Source organism: Rhodobacteraceae bacterium D3-12 (assembly GCA_025916135.1).
Taxonomy (GTDB): domain Bacteria; phylum Pseudomonadota; class Alphaproteobacteria; order Rhodobacterales; family Rhodobacteraceae; genus JAKGBX01.
This window is the reverse complement of the sequence record CP104793.1, coordinates 1,273,862-1,293,510: the sequence shown is the minus strand read 5'-3', so window position 1 is coordinate 1,293,510 and position 19,649 is coordinate 1,273,862. Positions and strand designations below refer to the sequence as shown.

Here is a 19,649-nt window from a genome sequence, read left to right as displayed (position 1 = left end):
CGGTTCTATCAGCAACCTGACAATACAACAGGAGTGAAAAAATGAGAGACGTCTACATCGTCGGTGCCGGGATGACCAAGTTCGGCCGCCATCTGGACCGAAGCGTAAAATCATTGACCCAAATGGCGGTAGCCGAGGCCATGGAAGATGCCGGCGCATTAGTGAACGACTTTCAAGCCGCCTACTTCGGCAACACAGCACAGGGCATGATGCAGGGGCAGTACCTTGTTGCTGGACAAGTAGCGCTTGGAGCGATGGGAGTCCGCGGCATACCCGTGGTCAATGTAGAAAACGCCTGCGCCACGGCCAGCACCGCGCTTCACATGGCAATCAACCATGTACGTAGCGGCGCGGCGGATGTCGTGCTAGCCGTTGGCGCCGAGAAATTGCTGTCTGACGACCGAGCCAAGAGCTTTGAGATATTTGGCACCGCTTGGGACGTAGAAAATCCGGAGCAGAACATCGAGACGCTAACCGGTGGTTATTTTTCGCCAAATTGCGCAGCCGATGACGGCCGGCCACGGTCGATGTTCATGGATCTCTACAGCCACATGGCCCGCCACCACATGGAAGCTTACGGCACGACACAGCACCAGATGGCCATTGTCTCGGCTAAGAACCACTACCATTCAACAATGAACCCGAAATCCCAGTATCAGAAGGAAATGAGCATCGAAGAGATCCTTGGCGCCCCGGCCGTCACAGGCCCATTGACTGTCCCAATGTGCTCGCCAATCAGCGATGGCGCGGCAGCGGCGGTGGTGGTAAGCGGCGACCAACTGCACCGGTTTAAGGGTAAACCGGTTAGAATTCTTGCTGCGGTTCTACGCTCCAGCACTGCGCGCGATGCCCGCGACTATGCGAACCACATCACTGCAATGGCGGCAAAAGAAGCTTACGAGCAGGCCGGTGTTGGCCCCGGAGAGATGAGCGTGGCCGAAGTTCACGACGCTGCGGCCTTTGGCGAAATTATCCAATCAGAATGCCTTGGCTTTGCCGCCATCGGTGAAGGTGGTCCGCTTGCTGAAAGCGGCGCGACACGACTCGGCGGGCGAATTCCTATCAACCCGTCAGGTGGGTTGGAAAGCAAAGGGCATCCAATTGGCGCGACGGGGCTCGGCCAGATCTATGAGCTGACGAAGCAACTGCGCGGGCAAGCCGGGGCGCGACAAGTAGAAAACGCGAGATTCGCCATTGCAGAAAACGGTGGCGGCCTTCTCGGCGTAGAAGAGGCCAGCGCCTGCGTGACTATTCTCGGAACAGAGTAAGAGGCAAGAAAATGGACGTTATTTCCGCATTTGGACAAGGATTGGCAGCTTTTCCTGATCGCGCCTGCTTTGTAATGGGCGAACAATCCTGGAGCTACCGTGAAACTGGCAGCCTGATCCAACGAGTGGCGAACAGGCTCGCAACCGAAGACCTTGGCGAAGGGGCGCAAGGCGCTGTGCTCAGCCCGAATGACGCGATCGCGTTTACTTGCGTGTTCGGTATCCTAAAGGCAGGAATGTCTTGGGTTCCGCTGAATGCCAAAAACACAGCTGACAATAACCGATACCTCTGTGACGCCTTCGATGCGCGGATCGTGTTTTACCACTCTAGCATGTCAGAGATGATCAAGGAAATCCGCCCCGCTTTGCCCAAAGTGGAAAACTTCATTTGTCTGGATCGACAGATAGCTGGGGGCCCAAGCCTCGAAAGCTGGCTGGGTGATATAACCGATGTAGTTGCCAACACAAAGCAAGACCCTGAGGGTATGTGCATGATCCTCCCCACCGGAGGCACGACCGGAATGCCCAAGGGTGCCATGTTGAGCCGTAAGAGCCTGTCTGTGTTCAACCGCACCATGCTTGAACTTTGCCCGCATGACGAGCCACCGGTCTACCTTGCCGCGGCACCGCTTACACATGCGGCAGGCCTGATCGCCTTTCCGATAATGGCCAAAGGGGGAACCACCGTTATCACGGCCTCTCCGGACCCACTGAACCTAATGGAACTGGTCGACAAACATCAAGTAACCGATCTCTTCTTACCGCCCACCGTAATCTACATGATGCTGGCTCACCCCAGGGTGCGGGAGTTTGATTATTCTTCGTTGAGATATTTCATCTATGGCGCGGCGCCGATGTCGGTGACCAAACTCAAGGAGGCACTGGAAGTATTCGGACCGGTCATGACCCAGTTCTTCGGTCAATCCGAAGCGCCGTGCACCTGCTGCCATCTTTCGCCCGCCGAACATTTACTTAATGGCACGCCAGCACCTGACTCCGTGCTATCAAGTTGTGGCCGCGCGACGCCCTATGTCGAACTTGCAGTTTTAGATGAAAACGGCGACCCGATGCCCGATGGGGAGCGCGGCGAACTCGCCGTGCGATCTGATTTGGTAATGATGGGGTATTACAAGAACCCCGAGGCCACGGCAGAAGCTAGTGTCAGGGGATGGCATCTGACTGGCGATATTGCGGTCAAGGACACAGAAGGCTATTTTCACTTAGTGGATCGCAAGAAGGATATGATCATCACCGGCGGCTTCAACGTGTTTTCAACTGAAGTAGAACAAGCGGTGCTATCCCACGAAGCGGTTCAGGATTGCGCAGTGATCGGTGTGCCGGACGACAAATGGGGCGAGGCGGTGAAAGCGATCGTACAATTGAGAGCCGGCACTGCCGCTACTGAGAGCGACTTAGTCAAACACGCTAAATCTCTGCTAGGAAGCGTAAAGACCCCGAAAACTATCGAGATATGGGAAGACCTTCCGCGAAGTACAGTCGGCAAGGTGCTCAAGCGCGACATTAGAAACAAATTCTGGGCGGGCCGCGGCCGTGGAATCAATTGAGCTGAGTGAACGCTCGCCGCTATCGTTCACGGCCGATTGCGTTGAAAAACTCTGATGCAGCGCGTTGGCTCCGAATTTGGCAGAACAAAGTTCTGATTTACTAAAATTTTGCCAGCGCCAGTGGGAGCAATCAGGTTGCGAGGTAACGATTTCCCACTTTTACGAAATTTGCAGATGCAGCAAAGAGTTTTTCAACAGAATGGGCGGAAAGCTGATGGGTTGGATGGCTCCTGCTCCAACCGGCGTCGCAATGCGCCATAATGCAGGTGTCTAAATCTGCTTTGAGAGGAGCCGCCCCATGCAAGTTACCACAATCGGCGTTGACCTGGCCAAGAACCTTTTCCAAGTCCATGGTATCGCAGAGGACGACGATGTGTTGTTCAACAAGCCCTTGAGACGGGCTCAGTTTCTGCCGTTCTTTGCTAAGTTAGAACCCTGTTTGATCGGCATGGAGTCTTGCAGCAGCGCCCATCATTGGGCCCGCGAGTTGACGGCCTTGGGCCACGAGGTGCGTTTGATCCCGCCGATGTATGTGAAGCCCTACGTCAAGCGAGGGAAGTCAGACGCAATCGACGCTGAGGCAATCTGTGAAGCCGTGACACGACCCACGATGCGCTTTGTTGCGATCAAAACGGTTGAGCAACAAGCCTTGCTATCGCTGCATCGGGCTCGCGACCTTTTGGTCCGTCAAAGGACGCAACTGATAAACGGCCTACGTGGCCTGGTAGCCGAGTTTGGCGTTTACATTCCAAGAGGATTGGCCCGCGTGCTTGGGTTTGCTGAGGATGTCACATTTGGTGAAGTGCTCGACCTGCCTGACATCGCCAACGAAGTGATCCGCAACCTATCAGAACAGCTGATGGCTTTGCATAAGCGGGTCCGATGGTATGAAGAACGCCTCAAGCAAGTGGCCAAAGAAGATGCGCGTGTCCGTTTGTTGCGCACGATACCTGGTGTCGGCGCGGTGACGGCCTCCGCGATCATCGCCAGCATCGGCGACGGGCGTCAGTTCCGTAATGGCCGGGAGTTCGCCGCCTGGCTGGGCTTGACGCCTGCGAATAAGTCCAGCGGAGGGAAAGAAAAACTGGGGCGGATCACCAAAATGGGCGACCAGTATCTCAGGCAACTGCTTGTTGTTGGGATGACATCGCTGGTCCGGCAAACACGGTCGCACCCCGAACGCGCCAGCAAGTGGCTGACATCACTGCTCGAACGCAAACCCGCTCGCGTCGCAACTGTCGCCATGGCCAATAAGACCGCTCGTATCGTCTGGGCTGTCCTGACACGCGATGAACCCTACAACCCCCGCGTAGCAGCCTGAGAAGAAAGGAACAACGAGTTAGCAAGACCTGCGATATGATGGTGCATAAGTCAGCCGCCAAAACCAGGACACCCCGCCGAATGTCCCGGGCGTCATAGCCCGCTAAGCTGTTAGGGACTTGGTTTGCGGAACCCATCAGGGCCAGCGGTCACAACCGCGCAAACAGGCCGGACACATGACTGCTTCTGACAAACGCACAAATCAGATCAAAAAGGACTTGCTATGCAGGAGCCATCCACACAAGTCGTTCGCCGCAGATGCGACATCCTTGATCGATGTTTCAAAAGCGGACATCCACTCAACGCAAAAAAGAAAGCGCAGGCCGTAGCCTGCGCTTCAATGTGGTGCAATCGAATGCTTGTTAACGGCTCGACCGCGAATTTTGAACCCTTTTAGTATTTCGCGACTTCCGTCGGGGGTCAAGTACACTTTTAGATTGAGTATCCCTTGTGCAAGTGCAAAGTTTTCTTTGTATTATTGAGAGGGGATTTCTATGCGGCTCGGTCTTGATATTGGCACGAATTCCATTGGTTGGTGGCTTTATGACACGGATGGGGACAGGATCTCCGAAGTGGTAGACGGTGGCGTGCGCATTTTTTCTGACGGGCGGGATACCAAATCCAAGGCGTCGTTGGCGGTGGATCGCAGAGCCGCCCGAGCGCAAAGGCGGCGGCGTGACAGGTATTTGCGTCGCAAGGCGGCGTTGATGAAACGGATGGCGCAGGTGGGACTGATGCCCCCTGACCCGTCCGAAGCCAAGGTGCTTGAGGTGTTGGACCCATATGAACTGCGGGCAAAAGGGTTGGATGGCCCGCTGCCGCTCACCCACTTTGGGCGGGCGTTGTTCCATCTCAACCAGCGTCGGGGGTTCAAGTCCAACCGCAAGACGGATCGGGGCGACAACGCAAGTGGCAAGATCAAGGATGCGACCGCGCGACTGGACCAGGCGATGTTGGCCAAGGGTGCGCGCACCTATGGCGAATTCCTGCATATGCGCCGCGCTGCGGCACCCGACCCCAAAAACATACCCAGCGTGCGCACGCGGTTGACCGTTGCGCGACGGGATAACGCGGAAAAGGAAGAGGCTGGGTATGATTTCTATCCCGACCGCAAACACCTGTCTGAGGAGTTTGAAAAACTGTGGGCGGCGCAGGCCCTTCACGCGCCGGATTCCCTGACGGACGATTTGCGCGACGAGATTGCAACGATCATCTTTCACCAACGCCCCCTTAAGACACCGGAGGTCGGGCTATGTCTGTTTACCGGGCAGCATGGCGTTCCAGAGCAAGACAAGCGCATTCCAAGTGCCCACCCGTTGAACCAGCGACGGGTTCTGATGGAAACGGTAAACAACCTGAAGATTGCGGCACGAGGCGAGCCGTCGCGCCCGTTGACTCGCGAAGAACGGGACCAGATTGTGCATGCCTTGGACAACAAGAAACACACAAAATCCCTCTCGGGTATGACGATGAAGTTGAAGGCACTTGGTAAGTTGATCAACCTGCGGCCCGAGCAGAGCTTTACGCTTGAGACCGCCAACCGAGATGCCATTGCTTGCGACCCAGTGCGCGCGAGTATGTCCCATCCTGACAGGTTTGGTGTGCGCTGGTCGACGCTTGACTGGGGCTGCCAATGGGATGTGGTAAAGCGCATTCGTGCCGTGCAGAGTGATGCCGAGCACACCGGCCTAGTTGGTTGGCTTGTGGACAATTATGAGCTGAGCCGAGACCATGCAGTGGCAACGGCCAACGCGCCCTTGCCAGAAGGCTTCGGGCGTTTGGGCCTGACAGCAACTACGCGGATTCTGGAGGCATTGGACTCGGATGTCTTGACTTACAGTGCCGCGGTGTCGGCCTGCGGGTGGCATCACTCGGATGGCCGCACGGGGGAAGTGTTGGAGAATCTGCCATACTACGGGGAAGTTCTTGAACGCCACGTGATCCCCGGAACGGGTGATCCAAAAGATGACGACGTGAAACGCTATGGGCGGATCACCAACCCTACGGTGCATATCGGGCTTAACCAGCTGCGCCGGTTGGTGAACCGGATCGTCACGGTTTACGGTAAGCCAAACGAGATCGTCGTGGAACTGGCCCGTGACTTGAAGTTGTCCGAGGATCAGAAGAAGGACGTGCAGCGCGACATTAAGAAGAACACCGAAGCGGCGATTGCGCGGGGCAAGAAGCTGGAAGAAATAGGCGTTCCGAACACCGGTGCCAACCGGATGAAGTACCGCCTTTGGGAAGATCTTGGCCCTGCAATTGGTCCGAGGTGCTGCCCCTACACAGGCAAGCCGATCTCTGCTGCCATGATCTTTACACCCGACGTAGATGTGGACCATATCCTGCCGTTTTCGCGTACTCTGGACGACAGCTTTGCCAATCGCACGCTTTGCCTTAAAGAAGCGAACCGCCAGAAAACTAACAAGACCCCGTGGGAAACATGGGGCGAGACAGAACAGTGGGGGACGATTACCGCCAATCTCAAGAACCTGCCAGCCAACAAGGCCTGGCGTTTTGCGCCCGACGCGATGGTACGGTTCGAGGGCGAGAATGAATTTTCTGCCCGCGCCCTGAAGGACACGCAGTACCTATCCCGTATCGCGCGCGCCTATCTCGATGTGTTGTATGACGGGAGTGATGGCAAGAGCCACGTCTGGGTCGTGCCGGGCCGTCTGACAGAGATGCTGCGGCGGCACTGGGGATTGAATGGGTTGACCGAGCTGACGGACAGCGACGCACAAACCGTCAAGGCCAAAAACCGTACCGACCACCGCCATCACGCGATCGATGCCGCTGTGGTGGCCGCCACCGATCGTGGGCTGATCAAGCGGGTTGCCGACATGGCTCAACGAGACGAGTTGAACGGCGCCGAAGAGGTCGCACGCTCTGTGCCGCCCCCGTGGGAGGGGTTTCGCGACGACATTGGCGCTCAGATCGCGCGGATCATCGTTAGCCACCGCGCCGATCACGGGCGGATCGACCCAGCCGCGCGCAAATTCGGACGAGACAGCACGTCTGGCCAACTGCACAACGACACCGCCTATGGGATCGGACAGGATGACACCGTCGTGAGCCGCAAACCTCTCGCGTCGCTCGGCCCGAACGACATTGCTACCGCCAAACGGGGTGCAAATATCCGTGATGTCGATCTGCAAAAGCACCTCTCGCGCGTGACCCGTGGGCTGGAAGGCAAGGAATTCGAAGCTGCGCTGCTAGCTTTTGCCGCCTCGCCAAGACTGCCGGACGACACTGATAACCCCTATTTTGGCCTGCGCCGCGTCAGGCTTGAAGAAACCTTGCGGGAAGTCGCGCGGGTCGAGGTCAAGGATAAAGAGGGACGGCCTTACAAGGCGTACAAGGGCGATAGTAACCATTGCTACGAAATCTGGCGACTGCCCGATGGTAAGATCAAGCCGCAGGTCGTGACCACCTTTGAGGCACATCAATCGGGTGCCGAAAAGAAACCTCATCCGGCCGCGAAACGGCTGATGCGCATCTTCAAGCGGGACATGGTGGTGCTGGAGCGGGATGGTAAGACCATTGTTGGCTATGTGCAGAAAATGAAACAGAACGGGAGCATCTTCGTCGCGCCTCATACCGAAGCAAACGCCGATGCGAGGGACAGAGACCCTAAAGAGGATTTCAAACTAATTCAGTTGGGCGCGGGCTCACTGGTCAAGGCCAAAGCACGTCGGGTTGTTGTGGATGAAATGGGCCGCCTGCGGGATCCGGGACCGCCTGCATAGGCTCCCGGATTTGGTGAAAAGGTAGAGTTGCAATACAATCAATGCGTTAACGATTCGCGTGGGGGCGTGAGAGGTAACGTGTGGACCAGATCATTGATATTGCGACTGACGGGCGGCACCTGTCGCGCGACCGTGGATTTCTGAAGGTTTCTCAGAACGGGGCAGAGATTGGCCGCACGCCGCTGGATCAGATCGCGGGCGTGATCGTGCATGCGCACGGCACAACTTGGTCGACATCGCTGTTGACGGAACTGGCCGAGCGGGGGGCACCGGTCGTCTTGTGTTCCGCCAACCACGCTCCGAAATCTGTTCTGCTGCCGCTGGAAGGACATCATGCTCAGGGCGCCCGGATGCGCGCGCAATGGCAGGCGAAAGCGCCGCTTATCAAACAAGCTTGGAAACAGGTCGTTACCGCAAAGGTAGCCATGCAGGCCGCTGCGCTGGATGCAGTTGGCGAGGCGCCTGCTCCTTTGTCTATGATGATCCGCAGGATCACTTCGGGCGACAGAAGCAACATCGAAGCCCAAGCCGCGCGGTATTATTGGCCGCGTATGATGGGTCCGGACTTTCGTCGCGATGCGGGGCACGGGGATGAAAATGCGCTTCTGAATTACGGGTATACGGTCTTACGGGCGGCCACAGCACGGGCTGTAGTTGCCACTGGCCTGCATCCCACCATCGGGTTGTTTCACGCCAATCGTAGTAACGCCTTCGCGCTGGCCGACGACCTGATGGAGCCGTTCCGCCCGCTCGTGGATTGCACCGTCAGAACGCTCGTCGACCGCGCCGGTGTTCAAGTCGACACCAACGCCAAGCAAACGCTCGCGCGCCTGATCGCGACCGACCTGCCCCTGGGGGATAGTGTGACACCAGTGTCGGTGGCAATGATCAAATTGGCCACTTCGCTGGGGCAGAGTTTCGAGGCCGGCAAGCTTAACCTTGCGCTGCCGCGCCCGCCCGATGCGTTGACGCTGGCAGGGCTTGGCGCATGACCCATACCGTTACTTATTTGTCAGGATACAGATTGATGTGGATACTTGTGATGTTCGATTTGCCGACCGACACCAAGCCGCAGCGCAAGGCCGCGACGGCATTCCGTAACTTCTTGCTGGACGAGGGCTTTGAGCGGAGCCAGTTTTCTGTATATGCGCGGTTCGTTAACGGTAAGGAAGCCTTTGCGACAAGGGTCAACCGGATCGAACGGCATTTGCCCAATGCAGGGGACGTCCAAATCCTGAACTTCACCGACCGCCAATATCGTGATATTGTTCATTTCTCGGACCAGGGACGCAAACGCGCCCGTAGAAATCCTGAGCAGCTGGTGATGTTTTGATGCGATTCGATGTGGAAAAAACAAACAGAGACCCGTTAAACCTTTTTATTTACAAAGGTTTAACAGGCAATCTATTATAGCTGTTCAAAATTCGCGGTCCAGCCGCAACCAGCTCTTCGTAGGACCGATCATCATCAACATTATAGCTGTTCAAAATTCGCGGTCCAGCCGCAACTGCGGCGTGAGGGTTTCTGTCAATCATCGAATTATAGCTGTTCAAAATTCGCGGTCCAGCCGCAACGCACCGAGGATTTGCTTGTGCTGGATCACGATTATAGCTGTTCAAAATTCGCGGTCCAGCCGCAACTTCTGATGACAACGCGCATTCTGAGAACGCATTATAGCTGTTCAAAATTCGCGGTCCAGCCGCAACTGGCGCGATTTGCACTCACGCAACGCGCTTATTATAGCTGTTCAAAATTCGCGGTCCAGCCGCAACCAAATGGGAAATGGCCTAATGGACATTGGATTATAGCTGTTCAAAATTCGCGGTCCAGCCGCAACCGAAGTGACGATAATTGAATGATGATGTATATTATAGCTGTTCAAAATTCGCGGTCCAGCCGCAACTGCTGGCCCCATCGGTTTTGACCTCGCCGTATTATAGCTGTTCAAAATTCGCGGTCCAGCCGCAACAAAAGCGAAGGCCATATCGAATGGCTGGATATTATAGCTGTTCAAAATTCGCGGTCCAGCCGCAACCGCTGCGCTCGGCGGTGGATTCCGCCACGTATTATAGCTGTTCAAAATTCGCGGTCCAGCCGCAACATGCGTTCAGGAGCCATTCGCGGTCGTGAAATTATAGCTGTTCAAAATTCGCGGTCCAGCCGCAACATGAAACACTGGCGGAACAGCCGGATCCGTATTATAGCTGTTCAAAATTCGCGGTCCAGCCGCAACGAACGCGCCTTTGAGGCGTTCAAGCAACTATTATAGCTGTTCAAAATTCGCGGTCCAGCCGCAACCACCGCCAGCCTTTGCCATTTCAGCCATTTATTATAGCTGTTCAAAATTCGCGGTCCAGCCGCAACGCAAGCCTCAAGGCATACATTGACGGGATATTATAGCTGTTCAAAATTCGCGGTCCAGCCGCAACCGCGCTATGCGCCAACCGCTCGAACTCGTCATTATAGCTGTTCAAAATTCGCGGTCCAGCCGCAACCACGAGAAGCTTGGAGCGCTGCTGTATGAGATTATAGCTGTTCAAAATTCGCGGTCCAGCCGCAACGATCAGCGCAGGGAGATAGCGGCGGCAAAGATTATAGCTGTTCAAAATTCGCGGTCCAGCCGCAACACCTGTATCAAAGTTTATGTCGCGGCTTGGATTATAGCTGTTCAAAATTCGCGGTCCAGCCGCAACGCGTGATGCGCACCCGGTTATTCCAGCCGAATTATAGCTGTTCAAAATTCGCGGTCCAGCCGCAACGGATTTTCCGCTGGCATGGGGCAAAAGAACATTATAGCTGTTCAAAATTCGCGGTCCAGCCGCAACGTAAACGGAGCCGTAACCCTCAATCGTTCCATTATAGCTGTTCAAAATTCGCGGTCCAGCCGCAACGAGCGACCAAAGAACCCGTTTCTTCTCTGGATTATAGCTGTTCAAAATTCGCGGTCCAGCCGCAACTTGGTCGCCTGCTGATACGAATACCAGCCGATTATAGCTGTTCAAAATTCGCGGTCCAGCCGCAACGAACAGCGCAAGCAGGTGGAGAGCATCAAGATTATAGCTGTTCAAAATTCGCGGTCCAGCCGCAACAGACAAAGGACGGCGAAGTGTTCGCGTGCCATTATAGCTGTTCAAAATTCGCGGTCCAGCCGCAACAGGTAGTCCTCCCTTGCACTCATTGCATAAATTATAGCTGTTCAAAATTCGCGGTCCAGCCGCAACAAAGTGCCGCCCGCAGCCGCGCAGCCATGCATTATAGCTGTTCAAAATTCGCGGTCCAGCCGCAACCAAGTCGGCGGACTTCCAAGACTTCGCCGCATTGTAGCTGTTCAAAATTCGCGGTCCAGCCGCAACAACGTGCCGGTCCACACCTTTTGGGACATATTGTAGCTGTTCAAAATTCGCGGTCCAGCCGCAACAAGTAGCGGGTGGCCCCCACGTTGCCGAAGATTGTAGCTGTTCAAAATTCGCGGTCCAGCCGCAACCAGGGCGAGCCGTTGCCAGCGTTGGTGCTTATTGTAGCTGTTCAAAATTCGCGGTCCAGCCGCAACTAACCAAAAGCGCGCCGAATTCTTCCGGCTATTGTAGCTGTTCAAAATTCGCGGTCCAGCCGCAACAACTCCGCCACACGCTGTTTCCGCCGCGAATTGTAGCTGTTCAAAATTCGCGGTCCAGCCGCAACCCTTACGTCTGGTTTGTGATCGACGCGCGGATTGTAGCTGTTCAAAATTCGCGGTCCAGCCGCAACAAAGTCATGGACGCCAATGTCCGCTAAGCGGGTTGCAATTGCAGCATTCAATCCTCACGCTCAAAGGCGGCAATGGGCCGGAAGGGGCAACCTCGACAAAAATGGCGAAAAGTTGACGTGTGTCGCGACTGACTAAACTGCTTCTATCATTCCAAGTATGTTCAACTTGCTCTCGGCGAATGTCCTATCTAGTCTCAGATCGGGCTATCATGGAAACATGGCCATTAAGGCTTTTAAAACAGGCGAGCGAGAGGTGCCTGTAGGCTTTGATAATTTGATTTAGGGAGCGGAAAGGGTTCGGTTTATCCTGTGTTTAGGTCCTGAACTGCTCCCGTTCAGAGTCGCCTACACAGCGCGAGAAATTTATTAAACATTGCCACTTTCTCTTCATCCGAAAGATCAGAAGCATGCTCCTCTTCACCGTTTCCAATGCTTTCCAAAACCTCTAACCGCTGTTCATCAGAGAACTTGGCGTAATGGATTTCCGTGGTCCGCTCACTTTCGTGCCCCATGTTTTCCGACCAAGCTCGGCGCTGCTCATGCGTCATGCGCTTCTGATCTCGCAGGGCCCCAATCGTATGCTTTGCACTATGGGGCGAATACTTGGTCGAGCAGTGCTTTGAAGCCACTGCGAAGGACGCACTCACGGCATGTTTCGTCGCCATAACGGGAACGGGTTGCTCACCCCGGTTCATCAGTTTCCGAGGCGCCTCGAGCCAATCCGAGCTTGGGAACAACGCGTCATCTTCACAGAAACCTCGCGCTTTGAGGGTTCCAATCCACCCAATAACTTCCTCCTCGAAGGATGTTGGGATCGGGAACCAAAAGATGTGCTCGCTCTTTCCGTTCTTTGAGCGGACCGCGGCACCATCCTGAACAATACGTCGTCCAGCGACATCAACGTGCTTTATCTGCAATGAGATGACTGTATCGGCCCTAAGTGCACCGAGAAACGCTATCGCAAAAATCGCGCGAGCACGCTGATCAACGAGAGATTTTGACGGCATAGCCCGCAACATCTCTTCCGCCTCATCGATCTTCGGGAAGTCTTTGACGTCCTTCGGCAGGGCCTGTGCAAAAGCCGCCTTTGGCAATTCCAAATAATCAGGAAGATCTTTTGCCAGACGAGCGCCCTCTCTTTGCTTCAAAAGCCACTCGAAAAAAGACTTCAGGTGGGACGCCCGGTGCTTGACCGTGGAGGTCGAGAGAGGATCTTCAGCGTCTTTGCGTACGCGGCGCTTTAGATCGTCTCGCAACTTTGCCGCATCTGCGACCGTAAAGCGATCAAAGCGCTTTCCTTCAGTCACCTCCTCGCAATAGCGAAGGGTAGCGAGGTAGGCATCAACGGTCTTTTCGTCGAATCGCCCGGCAAAGGTCTGCCACCTCGCAATGATCCGGTCATTCTCTAGGAAGGCGTTCGGCAGCGCGACACTCTTGTTAATCCCAATACCACCTGGCTTTTGATCTTTTTCTTCGTATAGGCGTTGCCGGGTCGTATTGGGATTGCGACAATCTTCAATGATGTCGCAATCAGCCGCAGACGGTAGCTTGCAAACAACGGCTTCACAGTCTGGGCAGACCGCACGGTACATGAGCTTCTTCGGCTTCGTCCAAACGTCCTGGACCTTTGCAATATCTGGGAACACCGCTGCCTTGCAGCCAGTACATTTGAACTCGCCCGGCCGCAGATCAATCTTCGAACGAGCTGTCCGCTGCGCATGGAAATGCTTGATCATGCTCCCGCGGAAAACATGGGGGCGCTTCCCGTCAGATGTAGTCAGCCCCTCGCCCACCCAGTTTGACACAGTATTGTTGTTTACCTTGAAAAGCGTCTTGATGTCCTCAACCGTGTAGACACGATGCGACTTTACGAACACCCCCTTGTAAGACCGGGCCACTTACTTTCTCCCCGTCTGGCATTTGCCATTAGAACGGGCACGCTTCGCCTCATAGGACACAAGATCACTGAGGCGCCAACGCGTCGTCCCAGGTGTAAGCTTCACAGGTGCCGGGAACTCAGGGGCCTTTTTCAACCAACGCCAAATCGTTGACGGGAGCACATTGTAGCGTGCCGCCACATCGTGAACCGACACGAACACTTCATGGCACTTTGTACAGGTCGCTTTAGTCTTGCTTGCGACGCGCTTCTTTTGTGGAAAAGTTTCAACCCCCTCCATATTGAACAGATCGGGCTGCTGCTTGTCTTTCCGATTACCCATGCGTCCAGCTCCCAACGGCACAGATGGTCAGAAGCTGGCGCACATAGGCCATTTCAAAATATGCAAAGCCTACGAGAACTGCGCTGATTTCAACATACACGGACATTAGCTCATATCTCCGCATGTCGGCTCGACGCGGTTCGCCTCGGCCCAAGCGTTCAGGTCCGCGCCGCGATAGATGATTTTGCGACCCAGCTTGTAGTATGCAGGCCCCGTGCCTTTGTGGCGCCACTGCGCCAGCTTTTGATGATCCCCGATGATTTCAAGTTCGGGATCGCCCAACACGTAGTTGCGATCTTGCTCGAATAGATAGTCCATACTCTGTTCCTCTGAATGACCTATGTGACGGTTCAGCGGTTCAGAATTGCGCCCAGCTATTCTTGTTCATGAAGACGGACAAAAAGGACAAAAATGCCGGATGATTTTTGTCCCTATTTTTGTCCTGAATATTTTGTCTTATTGTCTCTTTCGCCTTTGACCTCAGATATGGCGCGAGACAGAGTCTTTTCGGAAAATTCTAGGCCTGAATGAGTCTCGATCAGATTTCGCACCTTCTTCAAGCTCTCTCTGTGCCCTTCAGGGTAGAGCGCTCGGTAGATCGGCTTGATCCTCTCTTTCTTCGATGGCCGCCCTCGCTTGGGGTTCAAGCTTACCTCGCCTTCAAGATTTCTCAGGACACTCTGTTTTTGCATCACATTGAAACGCCATGCCTTCGCACTTGGAATGTCCATACAAAGAGACCGTCCTCCAAAGTGCTCAGCCACATCGGGAAGAAAATGCTCGTCCAACACATCAAAAAGCCAAGGCGGGGCCTCGTCGGCAATCACGTAACGTCCGCGCTCGAAAACGAAGGGCAAAGTGTGAAAGCGGACCGGAGAGTCGATTTGCTCATCCGATCCGAGATTTTTCGCCTTCCAATCAGCAATAGTCTGTGTCGATGCATCCCATGGCACGAAGTCATCTGACCCAAACTTCCTTAGCCAGTAGTTTCCTTCCCCCGCTTCTTTTGGATTGCTCGCTGCACTAAAGCTCTCAAACGCTGACATCTTCTGAAATAGCTTGGAACGCCCTCCACCCAGTTCAACCTCAAGCCGCATGACCTGACCATCAGAATCTGTCGCGAATACAGGCACTTCAGTGAGTGTTGAAAGAAAGGCGTCCTCGCAAAAATCATCCGGTGAGCCGAACTTGTCACCCAGCGCAAAATCATCGCCACCGTATTTCTCGAACGCAATTCGCGCCAAGGGAGCACGGAATTTTTGAAAGAACTCTTTCCAAAGCTCAGCCAGCGATACATAATTAGTAGGGCTAAACATCCTAAGCATATTCCTTTTTGTTGCATCCAGATGCGACGAACTGCGACCACCGCGCCATCAGAGTGCGCCGCTTTTCCAGAAGATCCGAACGCGCATAGGCGCGTTCGACATCAGAACCGACTTTATGCGCCAAGCTCATTTCTGCAACCTCACGCGGAGCATTGGCCGCCTCGGACGCCCAATCGCGGAAGGTCGAACGAAACCCATGGACGGTGACACCCTCTTGCCCCATGCGTCGCATCAACATGAGCATCGCCATATTCGAGAGCGGCTCATGCCGCCTTTGCCCCTCAAACACATACTCAGACTGCAACCCTTTCAGTGGCGTTAGAATCTCGATCATTTCATCCGTGAGGGGCACCCGATGGGCCTCTCCCGTCTTCATCCGCTCAGAAGGACACGTCCAAAGCCAATCAACAAAATCCAATTCTGCCCAGCGCATTCCAAGAACTTCACCTGTTCGAGCCCCACTCAGGCACGTAAACATCAGTGCTTTTGCAGCCATTGCCTTTCTCCCATTCAGATCAGCAAAAAAGGCCGGGACATCCTGCCAACGCATCGCTTGATGATGCTTAGGCTTTTTGACCACCTTCGGCAAAACACCCGCATCCTTGATCGCGGTCACGGGGTTTTCACCCATGCGAAAACCTTTGGACTTAGCAACATCCAAAACGATCTTTAGCCTCTGTAACAAACGACGTGCCGTCTCGTGCTTTTCCGTCCAAATCGGCATAAGGCACATAAGGATCTCCGGCTGACCAATGCTGTCGATAGGCATACGCCCGAGCTTTGGAAATGCGTAATCACGCAAGGTATTGATCCATTGTTGGCCATGCTTGGCGTTCTTCCAGGTCGGCAAACGATCAATATGAACCTGCTGAGCGATTTCCGCGAAGGTCGGGATCTCACGTTGCGCATTGTATCGCGGATTTAAGCCTTGCTTGGCCATCCTACGATATTCCAAGGCTCGCTCACGCGCTTGGTTCAGCGTGACAACATCTGCACCACCCAGACCGAAATCGGTCCGAAACGGGCCGCCTCTTTTGTTTCTTTGTCCTTTGACCGTCACTCGGACAATCCAGCGCCGCGCACCGCTGGGATCGACAACGAGATATAATCCGCTCCCGTCGCCGTGGCGCCCTGGACCAAGGTTCTCAACAAGTTTCTTCGTGAGTTTTCCGGACAGCACCGCCATGATAAATACCACAATTCATACCACTCAAGGAAAGCATATGAGGCAAATCGAAAGAAATCCAACACAAACGAGAAATCTACCAAGCTTATGGAAATCAACGAAAAAAGCCGCCAAAGGCGACCCATTCAAAACCATCCAAATTGTATGGTGGCGGAGACGAAGGGATTCGAACCCTCGAGACGATTCCTCGCCTACTCCCTTAGCAGGGGAGCGCCTTCGACCACTCGGCCACGTCTCCGCCGACCCGTTTAATGATGTGAGGCGGCAGGGACAAGGGCGAAAAATGCGAATTTGACAGGGGTTGTGGCAAAAACTTAGGGGAGGAGTGCTTTGGCGACGGTTTGGGGGTTCTCGTCGAGCAGGCGCAATAGCTGATAGGCGGGGCCGCCGGGGCGGCGGGTGCCGTTTTCCCACGCGGTATAGCCAAAGCCGCTCATTGCCATCAGGCTGGCCATCTCATCGGCCGTGAGGCCGGCTTTCTCGCGCACAGTTTTGGGATCGAGTTCGTCAGTTTCCTGCGCCTCAGAGTTTGGTTCTTCGTTCTTTTTCAGGGCCATAGCCATAATACTGCTCCTTGCTATTGTCCGGCACTCGAGGTGCCGTTTGCTGTGTCGCGAGATATGGAGAAGCGGGCCGTTTGGGGCCGAAACCGGTTGCCTGTTTGGAGGGTTAAAGCCAAGCACGCCGCCATACCCCTGTTTGCGCATCCGGCAAACAGGTGATGGAAATCATAGGCTTACATCGCGGTTTTCATGCCATCAGCATGCGGCATGCCAGCGCAAAAAGCAAATCAGCGCCGCTTAGGCGTTGAAGAGAAAATGCAGAACGTCGCCATCCTGCACCACATAGCTTTTGCCTTCGGCACGCATTTTGCCTGCTTCCTTGGCGGGTTGTTCGCCACCAAGGCTGATGTAATCGTCATAGGCGATCGTTTCGGCGCGGATAAAACCGCGTTCAAAATCGCCGTGAATGACCCCGGCCGCTTGCGGGGCTGCTGTGCCGCGCTTGATCGTCCAGGCACGCGCCTCTTTCGGGCCAACTGTAAAATACGTCGAAAGGTTTAAGAGTTCGTAACCCGCCCGTATCAGACGGTCGAGACCGGCCTCGGACAGGCCCATTTCCTCAAGAAACATGGCGGCTTCGTCATCTTCGAGCTGGCTGATCTCTTCTTCGATCTGGGCCGAGATGATGACGTGGGAGTTGCCCTGCTCGGCGGCCATGGCGGCGACGGCGGTGGAATGGGCGTTGCCCTCGGCGGCTTCGGATTCGGCGACGTTGCAGACATAGAGCACGGGCTTGGTGGTCAGCAGTTGCAGGTTTTTCCAAGCGCGTGCGTCGTCTTCATCGACCTCGACAACGCGGGCGGGCTGCCCCTCTTCGAGCACGGCAAGTGCTTGTTTTAGAAGGCGTTCCTGCTGCACTGCTTCCTTGTCGCCACCGCGCACCTTGCGGGTGAGACCGGTGAGGCGCTTTTCGATGCTTTCAATGTCGGCGAGCATCAATTCGGTGTCGATCGTTTCAGCATCGGCGACCGGATCAACACGGCCTTCGACGTGGGTCACGTCACCGTCTTCAAAGCAACGCAGCACATGGGCGATGGCGTCGACCTCGCGGATGTTGGCGAGAAACTGGTTGCCGAGCCCCTCGCCTTTGGAGGCGCCCTTGACCAATCCGGCGATGTCGACAAAGGTCATCCGGGTCGGAATGATCTGTTTCGATGTCGCAATTTCTGCAAGCTTTTCAAGGCGTTCATCGGGAACGCCGACCTCTCCCACGTTAGGTTCGATCGTGCAAAAAGGGAAGTTCGCGGCCTGCGCGGCTGCGGTGCGGGTGAGCGCGTTGAAAAGCGTGGACTTGCCGACATTTGGCAGACCAACGATGCCCATTTTAAAACCCATGTGACGTTCCTTTTTTGCAAGGGTGCGGGAGGCATGTATGGGAGGGAACGGGGCGCGGTCAAGCCCTGGTGAGTGCAAGCGGGCAGCGCAAAGGTTAATGAGCGCGTTTGGCGCGAAAACAGGGGGGTGACATCCGGCTGACATTCGGCTGACTCCCGGCTGCCGGGGAAAGCTTGCCAAAAAGTTAAGGGCAAAGGTTAACGCAACGGTCGGTGCCCCTGCCCGCCCTCCTGCCCGACCCACGACCCGACCCCCTGCCCGTCCACCTTCCCGGCGCCAGCAAACCTGCCGGGATTTCAGCGTTGATTTCCGGGCCAATTTTCTGCAAACCCCGCTAAAGGCCAATTCAGGCCAAGTCAGGCCAGTTCAGGTCAATTCAGGTCAGTTCCGGGGAGAGCCACCCAATGACACGCATCGACGCGACGTTCGCCAAGTTGAAATCCGAGGGCAAGAAAGCCTTTGTCGCCTATGTCATGGCGGGCGACCCGGATTACGAACGCTCGCTGGAGGTGGTCAAGGGATTGCCGGGCGCAGGCGTCGATGTGATCGAGCTTGGCCTGCCCTTCAGCGATCCAATGGCGGATGGCCCGACAATCCAGCTGGCCGGGCAACGCGCGTTGGAGGCCGGTATGACGCTGGAGAAAACTCTGGCGCTGGCCACCGAGTTCCGCAAGGACGACAACGAAACGCCGATTGTCTTGATGGGCTATTACAACCCGATCTATAGCCGCGGCGTGGGTAAATTCTTGGCCGATGCCAAGGCCGCAGGGATTGACGGGTTGATCGTGGTCGACCTACCGCCGGAAGAGGACGACGAGCTGTGTCTGCCAGCGCAGGCGGCGGGGCTTAACTTTATCCGGCTGGCAACGCCGACAACGGATGAAAAGCGCCTGCCTAAGGTGATGCAGAACACCTCGGGCTTTGTCTATTACGTGTCGATCACCGGGATCACCGGCTCGGCCGAGGCCGAAGCGGTTGATGTGGCCCCCGAAGTGGCGCGGATCCAGAAGGCCGGAAACCTGCCGGTGATTGTGGGCTTTGGCATCAACACGCCGGACAAGGCCGAAGCGATCGCCAAGGTCGCCGATGGCGCGGTCGTCGGCAGCGCGATTGTCAGCAAGATCGCCGCCGGGGAGCCGGTTGCCGATGTGCTGGGCTTTGTCAAATCGCTGGCGGACGGCGCGCACCGGGCTTAAATGGGCCTTTCGCGGGCGATCTTCGCGTGACCGAGACCGCAGAAGCCGGATTTTAACCAAATCGTCATGATTGGCGGGCAGTCTTGCTCTGTCTGGACTCGCGCTTGTCGGGCGATGGGTGTGCGCGGGAATGGCCCGTCTTGGGGGCCGTCTTGGGGCACGTCATAGGGCACGTC

14 protein-coding genes, 1 tRNA gene and 1 CRISPR repeat array are annotated in these 19,649 nt (G+C 55.5%); of the genes, 7 read left to right on the top strand and 8 right to left on the bottom strand.

Annotated elements, in window-relative coordinates:
• Window positions 1-41: 41 nt before the first annotated feature.
• From N4R57_06490 to cas2, 6 genes are all read left to right on the top strand, one after another.
• On the top strand, window positions 42-1,268 hold the full coding sequence (locus N4R57_06490) for a thiolase family protein (GenBank protein ID UYV38691.1): 1,227 nt from the start codon (window positions 42-44) through the stop codon (window positions 1,266-1,268).
• An 11-nt stretch (window positions 1,269-1,279) separates the two neighbouring features.
• Window positions 1,280-2,833, top strand: a complete 1,554-nt coding sequence (locus N4R57_06485; protein ID UYV38690.1) for an AMP-binding protein — start codon at window positions 1,280-1,282, stop codon at window positions 2,831-2,833.
• Window positions 2,834-3,131: 298 nt separating this feature from the next.
• Window positions 3,132-4,154 carry an IS110 family transposase gene (locus tag N4R57_06480; protein ID UYV38689.1) on the top strand — a complete coding sequence of 341 codons (1,023 nt, stop codon included), beginning with the start codon at window positions 3,132-3,134 and terminating at the stop codon, window positions 4,152-4,154.
• A gap of 493 nt (window positions 4,155-4,647) precedes the next feature.
• Window positions 4,648-7,902 (top strand): type II CRISPR RNA-guided endonuclease Cas9, encoded by a 3,255-nt coding sequence (gene cas9 / locus N4R57_06475; protein ID UYV38688.1) that lies wholly within the window; start codon window positions 4,648-4,650, stop codon window positions 7,900-7,902.
• Window positions 7,903-7,982: 80 nt separating this feature from the next.
• Window positions 7,983-8,894, top strand: coding sequence for a type II CRISPR-associated endonuclease Cas1 (cas1, locus tag N4R57_06470; protein UYV38687.1), 912 nt, complete (start codon window positions 7,983-7,985; stop codon window positions 8,892-8,894).
• Complete coding sequence (gene cas2, locus N4R57_06465) at window positions 8,891-9,235, top strand: CRISPR-associated endonuclease Cas2 (protein ID UYV38686.1); 345 nt, start codon at window positions 8,891-8,893, stop codon at window positions 9,233-9,235. The genes cas1 and cas2 overlap by 4 nt, the downstream gene beginning before the upstream one ends.
• 73 nt (window positions 9,236-9,308) lie before the next feature.
• A CRISPR array of direct repeats spans window positions 9,309-11,649; the repeat unit is 36 nt; unit sequence ATTATAGCTGTTCAAAATTCGCGGTCCAGCCGCAAC.
• Between the two features lie 335 nt (window positions 11,650-11,984).
• Here cas2 and N4R57_06460 read toward each other — a convergent pair.
• The 8 genes from N4R57_06460 to ychF all read right to left on the bottom strand — a co-directional run bounded on the left by N4R57_06460 (window position 11,985) and on the right by ychF (window position 18,277).
• Entirely contained in the window at window positions 11,985-13,547 is a 1,563-nt protein-coding gene (locus tag N4R57_06460) for a site-specific integrase (protein UYV38685.1), read from the bottom strand.
• Complete coding sequence (locus N4R57_06455; GenBank protein UYV38684.1) at window positions 13,548-13,868, bottom strand: hypothetical protein; 321 nt, start codon at window positions 13,866-13,868, stop codon at window positions 13,548-13,550.
• Window positions 13,869-13,973: 105 nt separating this feature from the next.
• Window positions 13,974-14,186 (bottom strand): helix-turn-helix domain-containing protein, encoded by a 213-nt coding sequence (locus N4R57_06450; GenBank protein ID UYV38683.1) that lies wholly within the window; start codon window positions 14,184-14,186, stop codon window positions 13,974-13,976.
• A gap of 113 nt (window positions 14,187-14,299) precedes the next feature.
• A complete protein-coding gene (locus N4R57_06445) occupies window positions 14,300-15,184 on the bottom strand; it encodes a hypothetical protein (protein UYV38682.1) in 885 nt (294 codons plus the stop codon).
• Window position 15,185: 1 nt separating this feature from the next.
• Entirely contained in the window at window positions 15,186-16,379 is a 1,194-nt protein-coding gene (locus N4R57_06440) for an integrase arm-type DNA-binding domain-containing protein (protein UYV38681.1), read from the bottom strand.
• 148 nt (window positions 16,380-16,527) lie between these two features.
• Window positions 16,528-16,617, bottom strand: a tRNA-Ser gene (locus tag N4R57_06435).
• Window positions 16,618-16,693: 76 nt separating this feature from the next.
• The gene (locus N4R57_06430) at window positions 16,694-16,942 is read right to left on the bottom strand and encodes a transcriptional regulator (GenBank protein ID UYV38680.1); all 249 of its coding nucleotides are present in this window, start codon (window positions 16,940-16,942) and stop codon (window positions 16,694-16,696) included.
• Between the two features lie 237 nt (window positions 16,943-17,179).
• Window positions 17,180-18,277: a redox-regulated ATPase YchF gene (gene ychF / locus N4R57_06425; GenBank protein UYV38679.1), complete on the bottom strand. Its 1,098-nt coding sequence runs from the start codon at window positions 18,275-18,277 to the stop codon at window positions 17,180-17,182.
• Window positions 18,278-18,681: 404 nt separating this feature from the next.
• On the opposite strand from ychF, the gene trpA reads away from it, so the two are divergent.
• Window positions 18,682-19,473 (top strand): tryptophan synthase subunit alpha, encoded by a 792-nt coding sequence (gene trpA / locus N4R57_06420; protein ID UYV38678.1) that lies wholly within the window; start codon window positions 18,682-18,684, stop codon window positions 19,471-19,473.
• Window positions 19,474-19,649 lie beyond the last annotated feature (176 nt).

Coding starts and splice junctions, on each gene's coding strand:
- N4R57_06455 (UYV38684.1), bottom strand. CDS start 13,868: ATGGGTAATCGGAAAGACAAGCAGCAGCCCGATCTGTTCAATATGGAG.
- N4R57_06430 (UYV38680.1), bottom strand. CDS start 16,942: ATGGCTATGGCCCTGAAAAAGAACGAAGAACCAAACTCTGAGGCGCAG.
- N4R57_06480 (UYV38689.1), top strand. CDS start 3,132: ATGCAAGTTACCACAATCGGCGTTGACCTGGCCAAGAACCTTTTCCAA.
- N4R57_06440 (UYV38681.1), bottom strand. CDS start 16,379: ATGGCGGTGCTGTCCGGAAAACTCACGAAGAAACTTGTTGAGAACCTT.
- N4R57_06445 (UYV38682.1), bottom strand. CDS start 15,184: ATGTTTAGCCCTACTAATTATGTATCGCTGGCTGAGCTTTGGAAAGAG.
- cas2 (UYV38686.1), top strand. CDS start 8,891: ATGACCCATACCGTTACTTATTTGTCAGGATACAGATTGATGTGGATA.
- N4R57_06490 (UYV38691.1), top strand. CDS start 42: ATGAGAGACGTCTACATCGTCGGTGCCGGGATGACCAAGTTCGGCCGC.
- cas9 (UYV38688.1), top strand. CDS start 4,648: ATGCGGCTCGGTCTTGATATTGGCACGAATTCCATTGGTTGGTGGCTT.
- ychF (UYV38679.1), bottom strand. CDS start 18,277: ATGGGTTTTAAAATGGGCATCGTTGGTCTGCCAAATGTCGGCAAGTCC.
- N4R57_06485 (UYV38690.1), top strand. CDS start 1,280: ATGGACGTTATTTCCGCATTTGGACAAGGATTGGCAGCTTTTCCTGAT.
- N4R57_06450 (UYV38683.1), bottom strand. CDS start 14,186: ATGGACTATCTATTCGAGCAAGATCGCAACTACGTGTTGGGCGATCCC.
- trpA (UYV38678.1), top strand. CDS start 18,682: ATGACACGCATCGACGCGACGTTCGCCAAGTTGAAATCCGAGGGCAAG.